The organism is Citrobacter sp. Cb041 (assembly GCF_030336655.1).
Taxonomy (GTDB): Bacteria; Pseudomonadota; Gammaproteobacteria; order Enterobacterales; family Enterobacteriaceae; genus Citrobacter; species Citrobacter braakii.
Genome location: NZ_JAOWDD010000042.1, coordinates 217,459 through 237,699 on the forward strand (window position 1 = coordinate 217,459; position 20,241 = coordinate 237,699).

Consider the following 20,241-nt stretch of genomic DNA (forward strand, 5'->3'; position numbering starts at 1 on the left):
GTGGTCGCGCTGGGCATCGTTAGAAAATGGACAGACGTGCCGACGAATCTGTATCAGTTGCTTTTCTATAGCGCCCTGGCCGTGGGAATAATGAGCTTGTTTGTAAAATCCTGAATGAACAGCCGCGAGTTCGGAAGTTGTCTTTTCATTTTTGCGCAAAACAGACCGTCACGCCCCCATTTTATTTTTTTGATATAACTGATGATTGTATTGAGCCCTCAATAATGAAGGCTCAATATTATCTCTTTCTATTGCAGGTCTTTCTCCTTCAGGAATTTACTCACCATATCAGCAATCTGCACGTTATTCAGATCCGAGAACGGGAAGTGGGTATTCCCTTTGATTCCTTCCTCAGGCAGATGCGTCACAGTGACATCCCCGCCATGCTTGTTCACCACGTCACGCCACTCGCGAGCCATTGCCAGACGCACGCGCCAGCTGTCCTGCGCGGGCATGGCGACAGGTTTATCCGGGATGTTATCGCCGTAAATAATCAGAATCGGAATTTTAGTCAGTGCCATAAACTGCTCCATCGGCACCGGTTCACCCTTCAGCGTGTCGAACGCGCTTGGCATTGGGGCAGGGAGCTCTTTCTCCGGGAAGACAAAGCTGCTACCAGGCTCGAAGGCGACAATCGCTTTGACCTTGTCGTTTTTCATCGCCGTGTACCAGCCTGGTCCGCCACCCTGAGAGTGGGTGAAAAGGATAGCCGGGCCGGATTTATCCACGACGGCGGACATCGCATCAGAGATAACATTGATATCAAACGGCCCGGTATTCGGGGTCATCTGACGGAAATACTGATTTAGCGCTTCTTTATCGTGAGAAAACTGAACGCCCTGAAAATACTCCGGCCACACGCCAACGCGGAACTGGTTAAACCACATCTGTTCATCCGGTTTAGGCGTAACCGTACCTTCTACCGTCGTGCGCCCGGCGCTGCCCCGGCGGGGCTGATCGACAAGATAAGTTGAGAATCCACGACGCAGGAATATGTTCTGGAACCCTTCGCGACCATCCGGCGTGGTTTCCCAGGTGCGGGAGAACTGACCTGCGCCGTGCAGCATGACGATAGGGTATTTATGCGGATTTTCCGGAATTTGGTAGAACACAGACGCATGATCGCCATGCCAGGTTTGACCCGCAGAGTCCAGCGGCGTTTTCGCGTCAAATTTCCCTGGTGCGGTGATGATAGTGCCACCAGCAGAAAAGCTTCCTTGTTCCTGAATGACCAGCGGCTCGGCGTATACCGACTGAGCCACCATGCCACCCGCCATCGCGCAGATGGCCAGCGTTTTTAAGACAGTTTTCAAGATTACATCCTCTGTTATGTTTGCCGTTCAATCATATCTGAGTTGTCAGCGTGAATTATTTAGCACCTTTGATTGCCCTTATTTGGCAGACTCATGAATGCGGAGGATTAGCACCGTATCGTCTCAAACCAACGCCTAACTGTTTGTTAACGCCCGTTGCAGCGCCTGTTCCGCCCGCGTAGCCGCATCTTCTTCGCCATTTTCACGAAGAACTTGTGCCAGTTGGCGCAGTTGCGCTGCCGTCAGGCCGACTCGCATGCTGGCTCGCGTATGCGATAACAGCTGAGCTTCAACGCCCGGCGTGGCGGCTAATGCGCCAACCGTTGCCAGCTCGCGGCTTTGCCAGTCGAGGTTATCGCGGGCGAAAATGTCGCCGAACAGATGCGTTTGTAGGAATTGATTAATGACCGGGGCAAAATCAAACAGAGGTCCCTGGACGGGGGCGCCGGAGATTTTAGTCTGGTTTGCGGTACCGACACGGCGAAGCTCATCTCCGACAGGGATGGCGGCGACCGGCTCTTTACCTTCAACGTCTTCAACGCCTCGTTGTTTACGTGCTTCGACGACTTTCATCAGTTCATTCAGCGCGTTCAGGCTACGGGGAAATCCCGTATAGGCATAAAGCTGGACGAGAATCTCTTTGGTCTCGTTTATCGTGAGTCCTGCATCAAGCCCCTGATTCAGTGCCGCATTCAGCTTATCCATCTGACTGCTGGCCATTGATGCCGCAATCAACGGGATGGCTTGCTGGCGAGCTGACAGCGTATCTGAAACCGTTTGTTCGTGGTTCATTTCTGAGGCTCCTTTATTGACGGGCGCAGCATGTGCCGTGAGACCTAAACCAAAGGTCAGCAGTACCGCTGCCGTTAATGCCTTAATGGGCGTGGTATTGTTCATCTGTCACTTTCTCCATCCAGTTAACGCTTTTGCCATCCACAATCCCGGTTATCGCCAGGTGCGTCATTGCGCTGCCGGGGGCTGCCCCGTGCCAGTGTTTGACGCCCGCCGGGCAAGAGACAACGTCGCCAGCGCGGATGACCTGCACCGGCTGGCCTTCTTGTTGGGTAAGCCCAACTCCCGAGGTCACAATCAGCCGCTGGCCTGCCGGATGCGTATGCCAGGCGGAACGAGCACCTGGCTCAAAGGTGACATAAGCCCCGGAAACGCTAATTTCGTTATCTGGTTTGAAGAGAGGATCAACCCGGACGCGACCGGTAAAGTTCTCTGCTGGCCCGTACACCGCATTCTGGCTTCCGGCGGTGGCGATATGGACAGCGGGATTTTGCTCCGCCGCCCAGGATGAAAACGTAAAGAGGGGCAGTAACAGCCCGAGGTAACGTAAATGTCTGATCATGCAAAGCGTCCTTATCTACAATGATGGAGAGGGTCTGCAATGATTCTAATCAGGGGGAGATGTCGTCAGACTGACGCCAGCCTGACAATTCTGTCAGTTAACCCTTATTATGGTGACGCTGCTTTGTCTTTTCTAAAAATAAGGCACCAAAGCGAAAACCGTGTCATTAATGAAAATAAAACAATAATGGCCAGGTAGCGTAGATAAAAAAGAAGGGCAGATTCATCGTAATCGAAAAAGGAGAAATCGACCTTTATCAACAAATAATCGAGATAGTCCTGGTTCAGTAATTCGTACAATCCCAGTAGAGCTATTAGCGAAAAAACTCCCGGCATCATGACATTTGCAAAGAATGAATTGCTGGAGATGTTCAGGACCCGGCAGAAAAAGGTCGCCAGCATTTTCCAGTGCAACCCGATATGCAGCGCCAGAATGAGCATTCCCCAGTGGACCGACGTCATGTGTACTTTCCTGACCCAGCTCGCCGGGTTGTGGAACGCCTGGTCCAGAAGGATATGTCGGGACAGCATCATGCCCGAGACAATCGCGGTCAGAATGACAACGAATGTCACTGCATTAATGATTCTGTTAACTACCAGCATGGTTAACGGAATATTGGGCGACAGTGACCACAAGCGATGCCGGTTAAGATATAAATGCAGCATGATGAGCAGCATAAAAATAATACCCGCCCATTCATGCACGATTTCACCGTGAAGGTGAAATCCCATCAATACCAGCAGAAGTAAGGTCATCAGCGCATCCTGCATGACCTGGAAAATATAAATTTTCTTCATGTCGAGGGATTAACGCTGTGGCTGGACTTGTTTTACCCATTGCTCAACCTGCGCGGGTACGTCAGGAGCTGAAATATCGTTGCGCGAGATCGCGAGCGCACGAGTGATTAATTTGGCCTGTGGCTGCATGCGAGCAATTTCTCGCAGGGAGTCGGCTAACCTGCTGCCACCATGGGTGGTAAAGGGAACGACCGTTTTGCCTGCAAAGTCATTTTGCTCAAAGAGGCTGTATATCACCATTGGCATGGTATACCACCAGATGGGGTAGCCGACGTAAATGGTGTCGTAATCGCTCAGGTCAGGGAGCGGCGTTTTTAGCGAGGGTCTGGCTTTCGTTTGCTGTTCCTTTTCGGCAACGCGCAAAAGTGCATCATGCTGGCGAGGGTAGGGAGTGGCGGTTTCAATGCGAAACAGGTCGCCGTGAGTCTGCTTCTGAATCAGTTGCGCAATAAACTGCGTGCTGCCGGTCTCCGGCGTATTTTTTTGTAATACGCTGGCCCCGGAAAAACCATCCACGGCACCAGGTTTCATCTCCTCTGGCTGTGAAAAGTAGATAATCAGCGTGCGGGCGTGTGCGGATAAATCCTCTGATGCGAACGCGGGCTGCCCCAGAAGCCCCATGACCATCATCGCCAGAAACCCGCTAAATACCTTTTTCATTCTCACTGTTTCATTCCTTCAATCAGCCGTGGTGAGTATCAGCAGTGATTCTGGCGCAGATAGCCTGACATCAGACTGACGACTCTCTGACAATTTTGTCAGAAGTCTTTGCGCGCGGAGATCCCGATTTTGTCTCTGAAATCAGTCTCCCGGTTCGGATAGCGTCAGGCTGTTTAGCAAACGTCAGGCCAAAGGTATTGATACCGTTCTCGCTACGGGCAAAGACATCTCCCCGGTGCATAATGGCGACGGCACGGACGATCGACAGGCCCAGCCCATGATGGGTATCACTCCTGGCTCGGGAGGTGTCAACACGATAGAACCGTTCGAAAAGCCGGTGTAAGTGCTCTGGCGCTATCGGATCGCCAGGGTTAGAAACGTCTACACAAGCTTGATTGCCTTTTTCGCTTAAGCGCACCGTAACCGTGCTATTGGAGGGGGAATGCCTGGCGCTATTTTCCAGCAAATTAGCCAGTGAACGGTGAAACAGCCGCCTGTCGATATGCGCCGTGACGTCGCCCTCAACCTCCAGCGAAAGCTGTTTTTCAGCAAAAGAGGGTTCAACATATTCCGCTGTTTTCAGGGTTTCTTCTCGCAGGGAGACTTGCGTAAGCTGGGAAGCATGTTCACCCGCGTGCGCATGAGACAGGAACAGCATGTCGTTAACTATCGACGTCATGCGTTCAAGCTCCTCCAGGTTTGAACCCAATAACTCTTCCAGTTCATCATGTGAACGTCGCCGTGATAGCCCGAGTTGCGTCTGGCCGATCAGGTTAGTCAGCGGGGTACGAAGTTCATGCGCAACATCGGCATTAAAGCTCTCGAGCTGTCGCCAGGCGATTTCCTGACGCTCTAACACACCGTTAAATGATGATGCCAGTTGCTGCAGTTCTTCGGGCAACGCGCGGGTATTCAGGCGCTGGCCATGGTCACCTGGTGCAAGGTGTTGTGCCTGCTGACTGAGCATGCCCACCGGACGCAGGCCAATCCGTGAAACAACGTATCCCAGTAAGGCGACAATCAGTACGCCCAGCGCGGCAATAATCAGCAGCGTCCGTGTGAACGCATCAAGTGTGCCCATATACGGCGTAGAGTCGATGGCAACCACATAGTGCAGCTCAGGCCTTTCACCGTTGGCGGGGATGGTTTTCACTAACAGGAACAGTGAGCATGCACCTTCCGATGCGCCGGGCACTTTATTAAATCCCTCCTGCAAAGAAGACCACTGAACGCCCACCGGTGGTATTCCCCCCATGCTAAAGCGCGGGTTATCGCTCACTATCCAGTAACGAACGCGCTCACCTTCAGAATTGGTTAGCAGAGTAAATTTATTAGCCAACGTCGACCAGCCGTCAGCCGAGGTTCGTGCGGCGATCCACGGACTCATTAATGATTCCCGGAACAACAGTTCGTTGTGCATCTGCTTTTGCAAAGAGTCATGCAAAGAGCTTCTCAGCAGGATACCGATAACGGACACAATCAGCAGCGCGGATAAGGCAAACATCAGCGCCAGGTGAACGGAGATGGAACGTTTAGGCATGCTGAGCCTCTTCATTTATTCCGACCGGACTTCGAGGACATACCCCATGCCACGAACGGTATGTAACAGTTTGACGTCGAACGGGGTATCCACTTTGGCTCGCAGACGTTTAATGGCGACTTCAACCACATTGGCATCGCTGTCAAAATTCATGTCCCATATCTGCTCAGCAATCATCATTTTTGACAGGATCTCCCCCTGATGCCGGGCCAGAAGACTCAACAGGGAAAACTCTTTCGCGGTCAACTCCAGTCGCGTTCCGGCGCGAAATACGCGGCGCGCCAGCAGGTCGAGATGCAGATCGTGAATTTGCAGCTGGGTGATGTCTGCGCCATCCGTGGAGCGGCGACGCACCAGAGCCTGAATTCGCGCCACCAGTTCAATCAGCGAAAAGGGCTTGGGGAGATAATCATCCGCGCCAAGCCGAAGCCCTTTGACGCGCTCGTCGACCGAACCGCGGGCCGAGAGCATTAGTACCGGCGTCTGTTTGACGGCTCGCACCCCCTCAAGTACCCGGTAGCCATCCATCCCCGGCAGCATCACATCAAGGATTATCGCGTCGTAGTCAAGCTCCAGCGCGTAATGAAGACCTTCAGCGCCATCTGCAGAGACATCTACCGTAAATCCGGATTCACTCAACGCACGGGTGAGATAGGTTGACGTTTTTTCTTCATCTTCGACTAGCAACAGGCGCATAACGGGATTTCCTCTTAACTGTTCAATCGGGCTTATTCTGCCTCTTGATTGCCAACATAAAGCTGACGCTTACCTGACAGCATTGTCAGAAACATGAAGCCATCTCAGCCTGCTTGCTGACAAAAATGTTATTTACCTGTCACGATGCTGACAGGCCTCTCTCTTTAACCTGAGTCTGCACATTTAAATCCGCAAGCCTGAAACTCATCGGGAGAGACCATGAAATTCAATCTGTTAACTGCAATACTGCTCACGGCAATAACCGGGGCCACCTCAGTCAATGCGGCTGATTACAAAAAAAATCCATTCACCCTGGCCTATGACGGTGCCATCACTGAGAACGTCAAAGGCAAGGTCAACATTCATCCGGTGAAGTACGATCTGCATGGCATTCAGATAGCTGCGAATGTCTATACCCCTGCTAACTACGATCCCGCCAAAAAATACCCTGCCGTGGTGGTTGCACATCCGAATGGCGGCGTAAAAGAGCAGGTCGCAGGATTGTATGCCCAGCGTCTCGCCGAACAGGGCTACATCACGATTACTGCCGACGCGGCTTATCAGGGCGCGAGCGGTGGGATGCCTCGCAGCGTGGATAAACCCGCTAATCGCATCGAGGATATCCACGGCATGGCTGACTACATCAGCCAGTATCCGGGAGTGGATACTTCCCGCCTCGGACTGCTGGGTATTTGCGGAGGCGGCGGTTATTCACTTGTTGCGGCCGAAACGGATCAACGGTTTAAATCGATCGCAACCATCAGCATGTTTAATTCAGGCCTGGTGCGCCGCAACGGTTTTCAGGACTCACAGCTGGATACTATTCAGCAGCGTCTTCAGCAGGCTTCTGACGCACGTGCTCAGGAAGCTTCCGGAGGCGAAGTCCTGTACTCCGGTGATGCCAATCTGACTGATGAACAGATCGCTAAGTTACCTTTTGCCTTATATCGACAGGGCTATGAGTACTACTGGAAAACTCACGCGCACCCGAACTCTACGTTTAAATACACGACAAGTAGCCTGTTAGATTTGATGAGTTTTGACGTTACGGACCATATCAATCTCATCAATAAACCGCTGCTGATGATTGCTGGTACAAAAGCCGACACGCTCTATATGACGGAAGATGCGTTTGCGAAAGCCACCGGTACAAAAGACAAAGAACTCTTCTTGATCGATGGCGCTACCCATATCGAGACGTATTGGGTTCCTGAGTACGTCGACAAGGCTTTGCAAAAGCTGGACGTCTTCTTCGATAAGAGTATTTAACCCCCTATCAGACGATACCTTTGGCCAGCCACTCAGGCTGGTCATATCAGGACATAATGAGTGTGTCCGCATGTGACCAAGACTAACGAAGTCGGGAGGAAAGATAATTACGCACATTAAATAGCCGCTATGAATGAAATTCATAAAACGGCAGGGACATCTGAGGATTATTATTTGCCTGTAAGGTTTTACTTCGTGGTCCAGGCCAACTTTAGGTTTAGCATTACGGCATTGAGTGCATCCTTATCCAGCATGGCTTCGGCATGCAGCTTCTTGAGGCGGGCGTTCTCCTCTTCAGGCGACTTGTTCGTCGGAAAAAACTTTAAAATAATACTTAAGGCGTTAAGTGCTAATACCCGACGCCTTTCAGGTTACTTGCAGGACGGTCACTGCGGGAAAATGCAAACACGGTTGTGCTATTAGTCAGATACACACCTTTTAACTTGCTAAGAAAAGCTATAATCTGATGTCGTCAACGCAAACAATAAGCTCAATGAGAGAATATACAGGAACAGAACTGGAATAATCACACTTTCAGGAATACAAAGGAGCACCAGGATGATATATCTGAATTTTGACAGAGCTTATCTCTGATAAGCCAAATTAATAGTCACGCTCAGATGCTCAAACTTGCGTTTTGTGGTTTATGTAATATATAAGGGAAAATATATGAAATTCAACAATGTAAGACTGTTAGTCAAAGATTACCGCAAATGTTTCAATTTCTACACCCAGAAGCTTGGTTTGGAAGCTGTCTGGGATATTGAAGATTGCTATGCCAGCTTCAAAGTCGCCGAAGGTATAGAAGGTCTTGCTATCTTTACTTCTGATCTGATGGCCCCAATTATTGGAAATGCTGACAGAGAAAAATCGATAATATATCGCGAAAAATCAATGGTTTGTTTCGAGGTTGATAATGTAGATGAAAGCTTTGAGGCCTATTCGTTAAAAGGGATTAAATTCATTAACGAGCCAATGGATATGCCAGAATGGGGTGTGAGAGTGGTTCATCTGTACGATCCGGAGGAAAACTTGATTGAGTTATTTACGCCGCTTGGAGGCTAACAGGTGTGTCATTACTTGAGGCATAACACCCGACTGTTGATACACGGTTATCCGGACTAACACTAAGCTCGTTGGGGACTGCAGACGTTTTGGCTATCGCCATATATGACACCTCTGTATAGCTGAGGTCAGCATGTCTGCAACTGTTCCGTCATGCGCCCCCTAATTTCTCGTTCGTGCTTCCTATTTCAAGCAGATTCCCCCTGGATCGGAAATATAAAAATTTCGAATGCCAAAAGAAAGCGTCATTGGTCTACCTGCAGAAAATTGCAATTTCGACTTTAACTCTTTACTTGCAAATAATGGTTATTATCACCTGATAATATAACTGAGCTAATTCACTTATTACTTAACCACCTTTAGCTAAATTCGCAAAATCCCTTTTATTTCTACTGTAGTGGTTTATTGAATTTGGCCACCTGAGCAGAGGTGATATGCTCATCTCAGAACAATACAGGTGTCCCAATGAAAAAAAGGTATTTCAGCGCAGAGTTTAAACGCGAATCCGCTCAAACTGGTCCTTGGCCAGAACTACACCGTTGCAGCTGCGGGATGAACGACAGTGTAAAATGCCAAAAGCCTCCCCTATAACCCCGGAACAGGTACGTATAACAATGGTAACGCCCTGTTTGCGTGGATGCGCTTCGGCTTTTAGAGACAGCGAGGCATTATCACCTTTTCTCATGCGGTTTCCGGAATACGTCATCCAGTAAAACGAACGGATGCTCCCCTGCTTTTTCTGTGTTAATTCGGTATATTCATATTCAGAATCGTTAAACGCACCTCTAACCGCTGGTACCTAAATATGGATATTGACCATTTTAAGACGTTCAACCAGGTTGTTATCAGCGGCAGTTTTACTAAGGCCGCACAGGCACTCTTTTTATCTCAGCCCGCCATCAGCATGCAGATCCAGGCACTGGAAAGCTATCTGAAGGTGTCATTATTCGATCGTTCCCGTCGGCAAATTAGTTTAACCAAAGAAGGCGAAGTCCTGTTTGAATACACACAGCGTATTTTTCATCTTTTTGATGAAGTACAGAGCGTGTTTCAGGACATCAGTAAACTACAGGTAGGCCGTCTGACCATCGGGGCGACGGGCGTGATGGGCACTTACTATCTCACGCGTTTTATTCAGCGTTTCCACGAACGCTTTCCGGGAATTGAACTGGAAATTCTGACCGGTAACTCGCACCACATTGCGGAACTGGTCGCCAGCGGCGAGGTTGAGATCGGTTTTGCCGGACGTTCCGTAATTCGCTCTCCGTTACAACAGGTATTTCTGCATCGGGAAAACTACAAAGTAGTGGTGGGCAAGCACTCCCCCCTGGCGACATGTGCCGGGCGGGATATGAGTCCGGATGAATTACTACAATCACCTTTCATTATGCGTGAGAAAGGAACGCGGATAAGAGCCAAAATAAATTCGTGGTTTAAACGTCACTCAGCGAACACCGCTCCGCAAAACCGTGTGACGCTCTCTAATCTGGAGGCGACTAAACGGCTTATCGGCAGCGGTTATGGCGTAACCGTGATTCCTCATCTGGCGATATCCGATGAGCTGAACAGCGGTGAGCTGGTTGAACTTCATGTCAAAGGTTTTAATCTCGCGGTAGATTACTACCTTGTTTACCAGGGGGAGCACTCACTGTCCCGCGCCGCCCTCGGCTTTATTTCACTGCTTTATGATGATACTCCAGATAATGAGTGGGGGAGTTTTCCTGAGCTGCTGGAAAATATATTCCATAATCATCGCTAAGTGGCATTGTTCATTATCCTTGATAAAACAAGGACTCATACGCTTATGTTTGAAAAAAAACAGCCTATAAGCCGAACACATTGTTTACGCCCCTATCAAATTTAACTCTCTAAAATTAATGAGAAAATAATAAATGTGATCGACATCAATCTATAAACTGAGCTTATAGGTCTGATACTGATTTACAATTTTTAATCCTGCCAGAAGCCTGCCTAATATGGAGTCAATTAAGAGAGATAGTGAATAACTATCGACAGATGTTCCGACAATGAGAGGCTTAAGATGGCTAAAGAAATTGAAAGGAAATTCCTGGTGTGCTCAGAGCAGTGGCGCGCACTTGCAGAGGGAACCGTTTATCGTCAGGGATATCTCAGCAGTATAAAAGAGAGAACTGTTCGTATCCGGACGATAAACGATAAGGCGTTCCTGACCATCAAGGGAGTTACCGTTTCTGCAACGCGAACTGAATATGAATACGAAATTCCGTATGCCGATTGCTGTGCCATGCTGGATGAGCTGGCAGAGCGTCCCATTATCGAAAAGAAACGCTACAAAATCCCGGTGGGTGATGTGGTGTGGGAAATCGACGAATTTATGGGGGTTAACGCCGGACTGATCGTCGCAGAAGTGGAATTGAAAAGTGAAGAGCAGCAGTTCGATAAACCCGAGTGGATTTGTGAAGAGGTGAGCGGCGATCCGCGCTACTTCAACTCCAATCTGGTCGCCCATCCTTTTACCGAATGGGATAAATAGCGGCATTCACCATTCTTAATGGAACAGGAGAATTACAATGGCTACGCATATGGATAAGAATACCGCCACGTCGTCGAGCGACGCTGAAAAAATCATTCCTCGCGCGGAGTTCCGCGTATTCGGCCACGGCATTATCGAACGGGTAAAAGAAAAAATGTGGGATGCCAAAGCCACATTATTTAAGGCTCGTAAGATGCCGGAAGAGACCTACTTTCTGTCGCTACATACCGATACGGTTAACGTTAAAGTCCGCGACGGTCTGCTGGATATCAAAACGAAAACCGGCGAAACCCCTGAAGGCTATGAGATCTTCCAGCCGCGCGGCAAGTTTCAATTCCCGGTGCAGCGCGAGGAGTTAGCCACCATTTTGCAGCACCTCCAGGTCAACATGGCGCTGGATAAAGAGAGCTATACCCTGGAAGAATTTACCAATATGGCGCGGGCCAGTAGCGATTTAGTACCGGTTAAGGTAGAGAAAATGCGCTACGGTTTTTCCGTTAACGGCATCATCAGCGAATACGCGCAGGTATGGTTTAACGGTGCGATGGTCGAAACCGCCTGTTGCGAAAGTGAAGATTATGCCGGAATTAAGGCAGCGGTTGCGGCGCTGGGGCTCGACGAACTGCCTAACACGAATTATCTGAAAGCCGCCAGACAGGTTGTTGGCATGTGAAATTCACGCCTCCATGGGTAGCTTGCTGCCCATGGAGGCGCATAAGGAGACATGGCCATGTCAGACAAAGGCGCTAAGAAAGTTTTCGATCCGCTGGATATGAGCAATTATTCTCTGGAGAAATTCAAGGAGATTAAAGCCGGTATCTGGATGGAGCGGATCAAATTCATCGGTATGCCGCTGGCTATCCTGCTGTTCCTGTTCTTTCATTTACAGTGGGTCGGGCCTATCGAAATGTTCGATACCCAAACCAAAGTTCCTCCGGCCAACTGTTACAGCGCAACGGGAATTTTTCTTGCCTCGCTGGTGCTGTGGTTGACGGAGGCGATTCCGAACTATCTCACCTCGCTTATCGTGGTCGTCACGGTGATCCTGACCGGCACAATGAAGATGCGTCCTGCGTTTGCCATGCTGGGTGAGCCAGTAATGATCCTGAACATTGCCAGCTTCATCATGGCCAGCGCTCTGGTGGTGACAGGGTTGGCGAAACGTATGTCGCTCTGGCTGTTGGTACGCATGGGGAATAATATCTCGTTGCTGTTCTGGTGCTTTATATTACTCAACCTGATTCTCGGGGCGTTCATCAGTGCGACCTCAGCGAAAACGGCGCTGTTGTTACCGCTGTTTATGGTTATCGCCGCCATCTACGGTGCGACCGGCGGGGAAAAACGCAATAACGTCGGGCGCAACATGGTGCTGCTGAACCTGCTGGCGAATAACGTGTCGGCCAGCGCCTTTATTACCGGTTCCGCAGCTAACCTGCTGGCGGTCGCGATGATGGAGCAGGCGGGATTCAAAGTCTATTACGGCGACTGGTTCATTGCCCTGTGTCCACTGGCGCTGATTCAGTGTGCCATTGCCTGGTACACCGGAACTCGCTGGATTTTCCCCATTAAGAAAGAAGATGCTAAGCCGAAAATTGAAGGCGGCATGGATCGCCTGAAAGGGGAACTGGCGCAGCTCGGTAAGATTAGCGCGGGTGAAGTTCGCGCGGCGCTGACCTTTATTATCGTCCTGTTGCTGTGGGCGACCGACCGGGTGCACGGTATGCGTGCCGAGGTTATCGCCGTGGCGGGTGCCTGCGTTGTGCTGATGCCTTCGGTGTGCAAACTTCCGGCGCTGGGCGTAATGAAGTGGAACGACGCGGACATTCCCTGGCATATGCTGATGTTCAGCTTTGGTGCTTACGTCCTTGGCGGAATGGTCGATCAGACGGATATCGTCGGCCTCTATATTCACAGCCTGTTTGATAAATGGCAGATCGACCCTTCAGGTGGCGGCAAACTGTTGGTCTTTGCCGTACTGAGCGGCGTGTTCGCCATCACCACGCTGGTGAGCGAAAGTAAAACGGCACGTACCATCATTATGTTCCCGATCATTATCAGTATCGCTAAAAAGTTCGGCTGGGACGTGGTGGGATTCTGTCTGCCGATGGCATTCCTGATTAACCAGGTTTACGTGCTCTACTTTAACTCTAAACCCGCAAACATCAGTTACCTGCTCGATCACTACTCGACCGGTGAGTCTTTCAAATATGGTATTATCCAGATGGCTATTATTTGGGTGTTACTGATTTTATGGACTCAATATGTCATGCCGCTGATGGGGTTCAATAGCGCCCTCTGGTAGCATTGATGTGAAGGCGGTAATTCAAATTACCGCCTGATTTGCAGGAGGCAAAGATGCCAGGCGATACGATAAAAGCATCAGGAAAACGCTGTATCGAAATTAAGCAGCGGATTTTTTTCCCGCAGAAAGTCGGCACCAAACCTCTACGAAGCGAAAACTACCATATTGAAACCTGGCTATTCTTTCCTTCCAGTTTGCAGATCAATCGTTGGACATTTCCGCCGCAGGCCTTTCAGCAAAACCTGAAGAACTATATTCGCCTGCGTCCTCCCACCCTGTCGCTGCGTAAATTGTCCGTCAGCGTGCCGAAGACGCTAGGGACAATTGAACGGTTAATTACCGAACAGAGCAAAGATACCTCTGCGCAGGGTTTTGAATACCGACTCAAAATGTTTTGCCTGACCTTCAAACGGGCGCTTCACGTAGAGGTACGTTATATCGGCAAGTTGAGTGAAGACAAACAGGAGCAGGCGCTGCTGAGCTTCGCCGCCACCGCAGAGGATATTCTCAATAACTATCGTCGGATGCGGATAAAAATGTCAAAGGTGGCTGAGGTCAATGCGTTACGCATCATTGACTATGGTGACGAATTCCTCTCACTGATGCTGACGCACTATGGGCGTAAATTGCTCAATGATCTTTCGCCTTCACCGGGATACGATACTCTGCGTATTTTCTGGCGCGAGCAGATGCTGTATCGCAAAGCCAATCATCCGGGGACTTTCCCGTCACCTAATTCGGATAACGAACTGGTGATTTATCACGTTAATACCCTGAAAAAATATATCAGCAGTCCAATGTATCTGGATATCCGGCGTAAAAAAGGCGAGACCTTTCTGGCGCATACCATTGCCGGAATCGCCGCGGCAATTGCGATGATTTTCGCGACGGCGGTGGCGTTTATTTGGCAGGGGAAATACGGAGCGCTGAGCTTTCAACTATTTCTCGCAATGGTGATTGGCTATATCTTTAAAGACAGAATGAAAGAGGGATTTCGGGCGCGATTGTTTTCGACATTTCGCCGTTGGTTACCTGACCGACAGCAGATAATTTATAAAAACCTGCGCTCTCCGGTCGGTAAGTGCAACGAATCTTTCGTCTTTGTGGGGGAGCGTCAGCTACCCGATGACGTCAGGACGATGCGCCGTAAGGTGCACATTCTGGATATTCAAAACTATTATCTGAGCGAAGACATTTTGCACTACTCCAAACACGTTCATCTGCGCGGCGGGGACCAGATGTTTTCCGCCGTGAATCGTTCTGTGATGGATATTACGCGCCTGGATATCACCCCTTTTTTGAAATACACCGATGAGTTGCTGAATGAATTACCGACTCTGGATGATGAGCAGGTGCTGTACGGGGAAAAGGTCTATCACATCAACCTTATTCATCGGGTGACGGATGGCAAAGAGAGTTTTCTGGAGCGGGCACGCATCATTATTAACAGCGCGGGTATCAAGCGCATTGAACCAGTTTTTACTGCCGGGGAATCAGAAAGCGAAGAGGGCTGACGACAGAGATAAAATGCCTGATGGCGCAGCGCTATCAGGCCTGCGGGTTCCACATCTGTAGGCCTGATAAGGTGTTTACGCCGACATCCGGCAATAAAAGCTGAGCAACCGTTCAGCCTGTTTTACGCACAGGGCGATAGTGGGTGGATTCGTCAAGAAAACGGCGGATGTGGATTTCTTTTTCCAGCCGCTGTTGAAGCTGACGTTCGAGCGCTTCAGGAGAGTGCAGATCGGCCAGCCGCTCGTTGATTCTGCTCACGGCTTCGCTGCGCAGCTGTATATGTTCCTGGATATTCTTCTGTGCCCGTGCTGTCCGGGTATCGCCGAAGAGCATAAAGGTCATTAATTCACGCTGCTGCTCAGAGTTAAGGGCGTTCAGATATTTGGTGCACAATGTTTGGTAGGTGATGATGCGACGATCGAGTTCGTCAACCCAGGCGGTCAGCTCGTCACGCTGCGCGGGTGAAAGCTCAGCCATTTCCTGCTGACCGAAAAGTGTTGTTCTCAGCGCCTGAAGCCCGGTGAGATACTGCTGCTCCAGAGGAATCACCCGCTGAGCAAAGCATTCATCCAGGGAGGTTTTAGTTTCCTGCGCGATATTCTGATAAACAGGTTGACTCATTTTTTCCTCCCGCACGCGTGGTGCTATTAGATAAGACCAGAATTGCAGCCAGGATGAGTACGATCCCGCGTCTTAATTTAAGCTAACATAATAAATTATAAACAAAAAATCTATTCTGCTTATCTGAATGATAACCTGCTCTGATAGTTCACCTTAGTTTCTTTGCGTCAAAAATAGATTGACCGCCAGGCCTTGTAGGCTGCTACACACACCGTTTTCCACGTTGCCGCTGTGTCTGGTCCTTCTTTTTCGATTAGTTTTCCACGTCCGACGATAAAGCATTTGCTTGTTCATAATCGATTCTGTCGATCGTGCCGATCGGTATTATTCATTATTCCTGTCCGCTATTGGCGTTTACCCCGATGTTTCTCTGGCTGAAGCCAGAAGTCAGCGTCAGGAGGCTAAAAGGACATTCGCGGCTGGCAACGATCCTTCTCTTGCACGAAAAAGAGTGTGTTTTCGAACCTGCATGTTGGAGAACCCGGCAGTGGGGCACTCTACTCGCGGGACAGCAACAGACGACATAGCTGCAATCGATATGTCGCCCGTTAACATTCAAGGATGTTGACATTAAGCGGTGGGATTACGGGGTAAAAGAAGGGGCGCGCCAGCCCAGTTCCAGCGATATTTTTTTAGCGCACTCTTTGACGTGAGGGACGAGTTCTTGCATGCGCGCGTCCGGCATATAGATGACCGTGCTGGCGACGGAGATGGCCGCGACCACATGGTTTCCGGCATCGTAAACCGGAGCCGCCACGCAGCGAATCGTCGGCTCATTTTCTTCAAGATCGAACGCGAAGCCTGCGTCGGCGTAGCCGCGCATCCGGGCGAGGAAGTCCGGGAGATGACATAATTCGCCATGGGCTAAAAAAAGCTGACGCCATTCGGATTCATCCGCGTCGAGTAACAGCGCTTTGCCAATGCCGGTCAGCACCAGCGGCATGCGATGCCCGATACGCGAGCGCATTTCCAGTCCCTGCTGGCCTGGAATTTTATCGATATACAGGACTTCCGCGCCTTCCCGTTGCCCCAGATGAACCGTGTCGCGGGTAAAATCCGCCAGCTGTTGCAGGAAGGGGCGCGCCAGAGGATAAAGCGGTGTATTTTCCAGTGAACGGGTGCCCAGCTCAATTAAGCGTGGGCCAAGCGCATAGCCATCGTGGTGAGTGAAGCGAAGAAAACGCTGTTGTACCAGCGCGCTGAGCAGCCGATGGGTCGTGCTTTTACTGGTTCCGGTAAACTCGCCGACGCTGCGTAAATCCCGACATCCTGACGCGACGGCATCAATAACAGCAAGACCGCGCAGTAGGGTTTGTACTCCCGTAATTTCGGTAGGTTGAGCATCCATAATTCACCCTGATACAGTGGTCATATTCATGTTTAAGATCAGTACGATAACAATAACCGATTCTGTGCGATAAAAATGTAACCGCGCCGTGATTTCGCCACCGTGGGCAGAAATTCCGTGTAACAGTGACGGATTTTCTGCCCGTTTCTGCTCATTCAGGAGAGCAACTGATTTTTACGTGCGCGTCTTGCGGCTATGGCCTTGCGTACCATTGGGCCAAACAGAGTCAGCATCGCCAATAGCAGGAGCGTGGCGGTGATGGGACGGGTATAAATGAAATCAAAACTCCCGTTGGACAGCGACATCGCGCGACGGAAGTTACTTTCCGCCATCGGCCCCATGATGAGTGCCAGCACGACAGGAGATGCCGGGAAACCGCCTTTTTGCATGAAATAGCCGATCACGCCCGCGACCAACATAATGCCGACGTCAAACATGCTGTTGTTCAGAGCATAGGTGCCGACGATACACAGTGCGAGGATCAGCGGAGTCAGGACGCTCTTGGGAATGTTGATCATTTTGGCGATGAAACGAACGGAAACCAGGCCAAGAATAAGCAGCATCAGATAGCAAAACAGCATTCCGACAAACAGCATATACACCGTGTCGCTGTGTTCGGTAAATAGTCGAGGCCCAGGCTGCATTCCCTGTAGCGTCAGCGCGCCCAGCATTACCGCCGTCGTGGCGTCACCAGGAATCCCCAGCGTCAGCATAGGCAACAGCGCGCCGCCCGTGCAGCCATTAGCGCCTGCTTCACAGGCCGAAACCGCTTTGAGTTCACCCTTGCCAAACTGATCTTCCGGCCTGGCAAAGCGCTTCGCTTCATTGTAAGAAACGAAAGCGGCAATATCCGCCCCCGCGCCGGGAATCATGCCAATAAACACCCCCAGACCGGAGGAGCGCAGCAGTGTGACAATAAGACGTTTGAACGTAGACCACGGCGGAATGATTCGACCAATAGCGTACTGCACCGTCTTGCTCACTACCTCGTCTTTTTCCAGCGACTTAAGCACTTCTGCAGTGGCGAACAGGCCAATCATCACCGGGATAAAAGGCACATTCATCAGCTCGACAAAACCGCCGGTGAAACGCGGAAATCCGCCCATCGGATCGAGGCCAATGGTCGCGACCAGCAAACCACCAACGCCAGCGATCAGCCCCTTAATCAGCGATTCACCGGAAATACTGGCAATAATACTTAAGCCGAAAACGGCCAGCGCAAACGTCTCTGCGGCGCTGAATTTTAGCGCCACCTCGGCCAGAATCGGCGAGAGGAACATCAGCACGATTATGCTGAGGGTGCCGCCGAAAAAAGAGGAGAAAGTCGCCGTGCCCAGCGCCACACCGGCCTGACCTTTTTTCGTCAGTTCATAGCCGTCAATCGCCGTTGCCGCGGCGGCTGGCGTGCCGGGGATCCGGAGCAGAATGGCAATAATCGAACCACCATAAACGCCACCAAAAAAGACGCCGGAGATAATCAGTAAGCCAGAAATCGGATCCATGCCGTAGGTAAAAGGCAGCATTACGGCAACGCTCATGGTGACAGTCAGGCCCGGTAACGCGCCCACCAGGATGCCAAGCCAGACGCCAATCATTGAAAATAAAATGGCTTCCGGGTGGGCCAGCAAGCTATTTACGCCGCCGAGAATAAGATCAAATTGGGACATAATTACTCCAGAGTCAGCGATTCCAGGAGGCTGCTTTCCGGCAGCGGAACGTTAAGCGCCAGCGAAAAGAGGATATACAGCGTAATGGAGAGCACGATGGCCAGCAGCCCATTAACCCACCAGCGTTGGATACCGGAGATTTTCATAATCAGCATCATAAAAAGTACCGTTGCGGCCAGGTAGCCAAAAAGCTGCATGGCGTAGAGGTATGCCACGCAGGTGACGACGGTACAAAACGGCCCCGTCCAGCGTCCAAACCCCTGAGTGGGGCGAGTGGGTAGAACCATCAGCTGGCGTAGCGTGGTACCAGAGAACTGACCAGCAATTAAGATCAACGAGAGAATAATCAGCAACCAGCTATAAACCGAAGGAAATGCGCCCGCCCCGATATCCGTAGAAATGGACGTTGCAGGAAAGCTTTTGGCAATCGCCAGCACCACTACGGCGATCAGACACAGCAGCAGAGCGACCAAAATGTAGCATTGTCGTTCTGCCGTAGACGCTGGTGGCGGCGTTGTCGGAGTTAACGGATTTTCAACCATAAACGACTCCCATGAGGACTATCCGGCCAGAAGGGGCTGGCCGGACGTCACCGTTATTTTTGACCGAGGCCCAGTTTTTCGATGGTGACGGAGAAATCGCGCTGCTGCTCTTCAAGCAATGCCTGGAATTCAGCACGATCGAGCCAGACATAGTTGAGGCGCATTTTGGCTAACGCTTCCTTGAAAGAGGGTTCATCGGCAGTGGCGGCGATAGCGGTGGTCAGAAAATCGATCACGTTTTGCGGGGTTTTGCTGGAGATAACCAGCCCACGCCATGCGCCGATCGACAGATCGATGTTTTTTTCCTGAAGCGTGGGGACGTCAGGCATGTTGGCGTCACGTTGAGTGCTCATTACGGCCAGTGTTTTCAGCTTGCCATCCTCAACCTGGTTGAGGACCTCCGCAGTGCTCACCGTAACGGCTTCAATGTGCCCGCCTAAAAGCGCGGTGACGGCGGGCGTCGCGCCATCGAAAGGAACGTGGTTGAAGGTTACGCCGGTTTTATCTTCCAGCGACGCGGCTGCCAGATGCCAGATTGCGCCCGTTCCTGAGTTGCCTACCCTGACCTGGCCCGGATTCTCTTTCGCCCAGGCGAGGAACTCTTCCAGCGTATTCCATGGTGCGTCGATTTTAACGGTCACGGCGCTGGGTTCCATATTAAACAGACCCAGTGGAGTAAAGTCCTCCGTTTTGAACTTCACCATTCCCAGAGAGGGCAGGATAGTCAGTTCGGCGGTGCCCATCGCCAGCTTGTAGCCGTTAGGGCGCGATGCGGCAAGCTCGCTAAAACCAATTGCGCCGCCTCCGCCAGGCTTATTAATGACGCCAACGCCGACCGGAAAGTGCGGTTTAGAGGCTTCAGCAAATGCGCGCGCCACCAGATCGGTGCCGCCGCCAGCGGCGAAGGGGACGATCAGCTCTATCTGGCGCGTAGGATAATCCGCCGCCTGAGTCGGGCTTGCCAGCAGTAATGAACTGGCGGCTAACAGCGAGGTTAATAATCCAGAGGTAAATTTTTGAATTTTCATAGTCAACTCCGT

19 protein-coding genes and 2 pseudogenes are annotated in these 20,241 nt (G+C 50.8%); 9 read left to right on the forward strand and 12 right to left on the reverse strand.

Annotated features, from left to right (window positions below; all coding sequences use genetic code 11):
- Window positions 1–248 precede the first annotated feature (248 nt).
- The 7 genes from OGV52_RS19835 to OGV52_RS19865 all read right to left on the reverse strand — a co-directional run bounded on the left by OGV52_RS19835 (window position 249) and on the right by OGV52_RS19865 (window position 6,360).
- On the reverse strand, window positions 249–1,313 hold the full coding sequence (locus OGV52_RS19835) for an alpha/beta hydrolase (RefSeq protein ID WP_047416683.1): 1,065 nt from the start codon (window positions 1,311–1,313) through the stop codon (window positions 249–251).
- A gap of 135 nt (window positions 1,314–1,448) precedes the next feature.
- The gene (locus tag OGV52_RS19840) at window positions 1,449–2,210 is read right to left on the reverse strand and encodes a carboxymuconolactone decarboxylase family protein (protein WP_286454666.1); all 762 of its coding nucleotides are present in this window, start codon (window positions 2,208–2,210) and stop codon (window positions 1,449–1,451) included.
- A complete protein-coding gene (locus tag OGV52_RS19845; protein WP_047497910.1) occupies window positions 2,188–2,667 on the reverse strand; it encodes a (R)-mandelonitrile lyase in 480 nt (159 codons plus the stop codon). Before OGV52_RS19845 ends, OGV52_RS19840 begins: the two co-directional genes overlap by 23 nt.
- A gap of 107 nt (window positions 2,668–2,774) precedes the next feature.
- Window positions 2,775–3,422 carry a DUF4405 domain-containing protein gene (locus OGV52_RS19850; RefSeq protein ID WP_286454665.1) on the reverse strand — a complete coding sequence of 216 codons (648 nt, stop codon included), beginning with the start codon at window positions 3,420–3,422 and terminating at the stop codon, window positions 2,775–2,777.
- Between the two features lie 51 nt (window positions 3,423–3,473).
- Window positions 3,474–4,124 (reverse strand): flavodoxin, encoded by a 651-nt coding sequence (locus OGV52_RS19855; protein WP_286454664.1) that lies wholly within the window; start codon window positions 4,122–4,124, stop codon window positions 3,474–3,476.
- A 70-nt stretch (window positions 4,125–4,194) separates the two neighbouring features.
- On the reverse strand, window positions 4,195–5,664 hold the full coding sequence (locus OGV52_RS19860; RefSeq protein ID WP_141875256.1) for a heavy metal sensor histidine kinase: 1,470 nt from the start codon (window positions 5,662–5,664) through the stop codon (window positions 4,195–4,197).
- Window positions 5,665–5,679: 15 nt separating this feature from the next.
- The gene (locus OGV52_RS19865) at window positions 5,680–6,360 is read right to left on the reverse strand and encodes a heavy metal response regulator transcription factor (protein WP_287109020.1); all 681 of its coding nucleotides are present in this window, start codon (window positions 6,358–6,360) and stop codon (window positions 5,680–5,682) included.
- Window positions 6,361–6,579: 219 nt separating this feature from the next.
- Here OGV52_RS19865 and OGV52_RS19870 point away from each other — a divergent pair, with 219 nt between their 5' ends.
- The 8 genes and pseudogenes from OGV52_RS19870 to OGV52_RS19905 all read left to right on the forward strand — a co-directional run bounded on the left by OGV52_RS19870 (window position 6,580) and on the right by OGV52_RS19905 (window position 15,022).
- Window positions 6,580–7,629 (forward strand): alpha/beta hydrolase, encoded by a 1,050-nt coding sequence (locus OGV52_RS19870; protein ID WP_016153322.1) that lies wholly within the window; start codon window positions 6,580–6,582, stop codon window positions 7,627–7,629.
- Window positions 7,630–8,298: 669 nt separating this feature from the next.
- The gene (locus tag OGV52_RS19875; protein WP_046275293.1) at window positions 8,299–8,694 is read left to right on the forward strand and encodes a VOC family protein; all 396 of its coding nucleotides are present in this window, start codon (window positions 8,299–8,301) and stop codon (window positions 8,692–8,694) included.
- 465 nt (window positions 8,695–9,159) lie between these two features.
- Window positions 9,160–9,305, forward strand: a pseudogene (locus OGV52_RS19880) (IS3 family transposase); the annotation flags it as partial.
- Window positions 9,306–9,499: 194 nt separating this feature from the next.
- A complete protein-coding gene (locus OGV52_RS19885; protein ID WP_047389874.1) occupies window positions 9,500–10,453 on the forward strand; it encodes a LysR family transcriptional regulator in 954 nt (317 codons plus the stop codon).
- A 282-nt stretch (window positions 10,454–10,735) separates the two neighbouring features.
- Window positions 10,736–11,206 (forward strand): CYTH domain-containing protein, encoded by a 471-nt coding sequence (locus tag OGV52_RS19890; RefSeq protein WP_287109023.1) that lies wholly within the window; start codon window positions 10,736–10,738, stop codon window positions 11,204–11,206.
- Between the two features lie 37 nt (window positions 11,207–11,243).
- The gene (locus OGV52_RS19895) at window positions 11,244–11,879 is read left to right on the forward strand and encodes a hypothetical protein (protein WP_047389878.1); all 636 of its coding nucleotides are present in this window, start codon (window positions 11,244–11,246) and stop codon (window positions 11,877–11,879) included.
- A gap of 57 nt (window positions 11,880–11,936) precedes the next feature.
- Window positions 11,937–13,508 (forward strand): SLC13 family permease, encoded by a 1,572-nt coding sequence (locus tag OGV52_RS19900; protein ID WP_016153315.1) that lies wholly within the window; start codon window positions 11,937–11,939, stop codon window positions 13,506–13,508.
- Window positions 13,509–13,561: 53 nt separating this feature from the next.
- The gene (locus OGV52_RS19905; protein ID WP_016153314.1) at window positions 13,562–15,022 is read left to right on the forward strand and encodes a hypothetical protein; all 1,461 of its coding nucleotides are present in this window, start codon (window positions 13,562–13,564) and stop codon (window positions 15,020–15,022) included.
- Between the two features lie 112 nt (window positions 15,023–15,134).
- On the opposite strand, the gene OGV52_RS19910 is transcribed toward OGV52_RS19905, so the two are convergent.
- On the reverse strand, window positions 15,135–15,644 hold the full coding sequence (locus OGV52_RS19910; protein ID WP_287109026.1) for a hypothetical protein: 510 nt from the start codon (window positions 15,642–15,644) through the stop codon (window positions 15,135–15,137).
- Between the two features lie 337 nt (window positions 15,645–15,981).
- Between OGV52_RS19910 and OGV52_RS19915 the strand changes: the two are divergent.
- A pseudogene (locus OGV52_RS19915) lies at window positions 15,982–16,092 on the forward strand (Arm DNA-binding domain-containing protein); the annotation flags it as partial.
- Between the two features lie 135 nt (window positions 16,093–16,227).
- Here the strand turns inward: OGV52_RS19915 and OGV52_RS19920 are convergent.
- From OGV52_RS19920 to OGV52_RS19935, 4 genes are all read right to left on the reverse strand, one after another.
- Complete coding sequence (locus OGV52_RS19920) at window positions 16,228–16,992, reverse strand: IclR family transcriptional regulator (RefSeq protein ID WP_047389881.1); 765 nt, start codon at window positions 16,990–16,992, stop codon at window positions 16,228–16,230.
- A 155-nt stretch (window positions 16,993–17,147) separates the two neighbouring features.
- Entirely contained in the window at window positions 17,148–18,659 is a 1,512-nt protein-coding gene (locus OGV52_RS19925; RefSeq protein WP_016153311.1) for a tripartite tricarboxylate transporter permease, read from the reverse strand.
- A 2-nt stretch (window positions 18,660–18,661) separates the two neighbouring features.
- Window positions 18,662–19,201, reverse strand: a complete 540-nt coding sequence (locus OGV52_RS19930) for a tripartite tricarboxylate transporter TctB family protein (RefSeq protein WP_049282236.1) — start codon at window positions 19,199–19,201, stop codon at window positions 18,662–18,664.
- A 53-nt stretch (window positions 19,202–19,254) separates the two neighbouring features.
- Window positions 19,255–20,229: a Bug family tripartite tricarboxylate transporter substrate binding protein gene (locus tag OGV52_RS19935; RefSeq protein ID WP_016153309.1), complete on the reverse strand. Its 975-nt coding sequence runs from the start codon at window positions 20,227–20,229 to the stop codon at window positions 19,255–19,257.
- Window positions 20,230–20,241: the final 12 nt, after the last annotated feature.

Excerpts from the sequence above, each read along its gene's own strand:
- OGV52_RS19840 (WP_286454666.1), bottom strand. The coding sequence starts at position 2,210 with ATGAACAATACCACGCCCATTAAGGCATTAACGGCAGCGGTACTGCTG.
- OGV52_RS19845 (WP_047497910.1), bottom strand. The coding sequence starts at position 2,667 with ATGATCAGACATTTACGTTACCTCGGGCTGTTACTGCCCCTCTTTACG.
- OGV52_RS19850 (WP_286454665.1), bottom strand. The coding sequence starts at position 3,422 with ATGACCTTACTTCTGCTGGTATTGATGGGATTTCACCTTCACGGTGAA.
- OGV52_RS19855 (WP_286454664.1), bottom strand. The coding sequence starts at position 4,124 with ATGAAAAAGGTATTTAGCGGGTTTCTGGCGATGATGGTCATGGGGCTT.
- OGV52_RS19860 (WP_141875256.1), bottom strand. The coding sequence starts at position 5,664 with ATGCCTAAACGTTCCATCTCCGTTCACCTGGCGCTGATGTTTGCCTTA.
- OGV52_RS19865 (WP_287109020.1), bottom strand. The coding sequence starts at position 6,360 with ATGCGCCTGTTGCTAGTCGAAGATGAAGAAAAAACGTCAACCTATCTC.
- OGV52_RS19870 (WP_016153322.1), top strand. The coding sequence starts at position 6,580 with ATGAAATTCAATCTGTTAACTGCAATACTGCTCACGGCAATAACCGGG.
- OGV52_RS19875 (WP_046275293.1), top strand. The coding sequence starts at position 8,299 with ATGAAATTCAACAATGTAAGACTGTTAGTCAAAGATTACCGCAAATGT.
- OGV52_RS19885 (WP_047389874.1), top strand. The coding sequence starts at position 9,500 with ATGGATATTGACCATTTTAAGACGTTCAACCAGGTTGTTATCAGCGGC.
- OGV52_RS19890 (WP_287109023.1), top strand. The coding sequence starts at position 10,736 with ATGGCTAAAGAAATTGAAAGGAAATTCCTGGTGTGCTCAGAGCAGTGG.
- OGV52_RS19895 (WP_047389878.1), top strand. The coding sequence starts at position 11,244 with ATGGCTACGCATATGGATAAGAATACCGCCACGTCGTCGAGCGACGCT.
- OGV52_RS19900 (WP_016153315.1), top strand. The coding sequence starts at position 11,937 with ATGTCAGACAAAGGCGCTAAGAAAGTTTTCGATCCGCTGGATATGAGC.
- OGV52_RS19905 (WP_016153314.1), top strand. The coding sequence starts at position 13,562 with ATGCCAGGCGATACGATAAAAGCATCAGGAAAACGCTGTATCGAAATT.
- OGV52_RS19910 (WP_287109026.1), bottom strand. The coding sequence starts at position 15,644 with ATGAGTCAACCTGTTTATCAGAATATCGCGCAGGAAACTAAAACCTCC.
- OGV52_RS19920 (WP_047389881.1), bottom strand. The coding sequence starts at position 16,992 with ATGGATGCTCAACCTACCGAAATTACGGGAGTACAAACCCTACTGCGC.
- OGV52_RS19925 (WP_016153311.1), bottom strand. The coding sequence starts at position 18,659 with ATGTCCCAATTTGATCTTATTCTCGGCGGCGTAAATAGCTTGCTGGCC.
- OGV52_RS19930 (WP_049282236.1), bottom strand. The coding sequence starts at position 19,201 with ATGGTTGAAAATCCGTTAACTCCGACAACGCCGCCACCAGCGTCTACG.
- OGV52_RS19935 (WP_016153309.1), bottom strand. The coding sequence starts at position 20,229 with ATGAAAATTCAAAAATTTACCTCTGGATTATTAACCTCGCTGTTAGCC.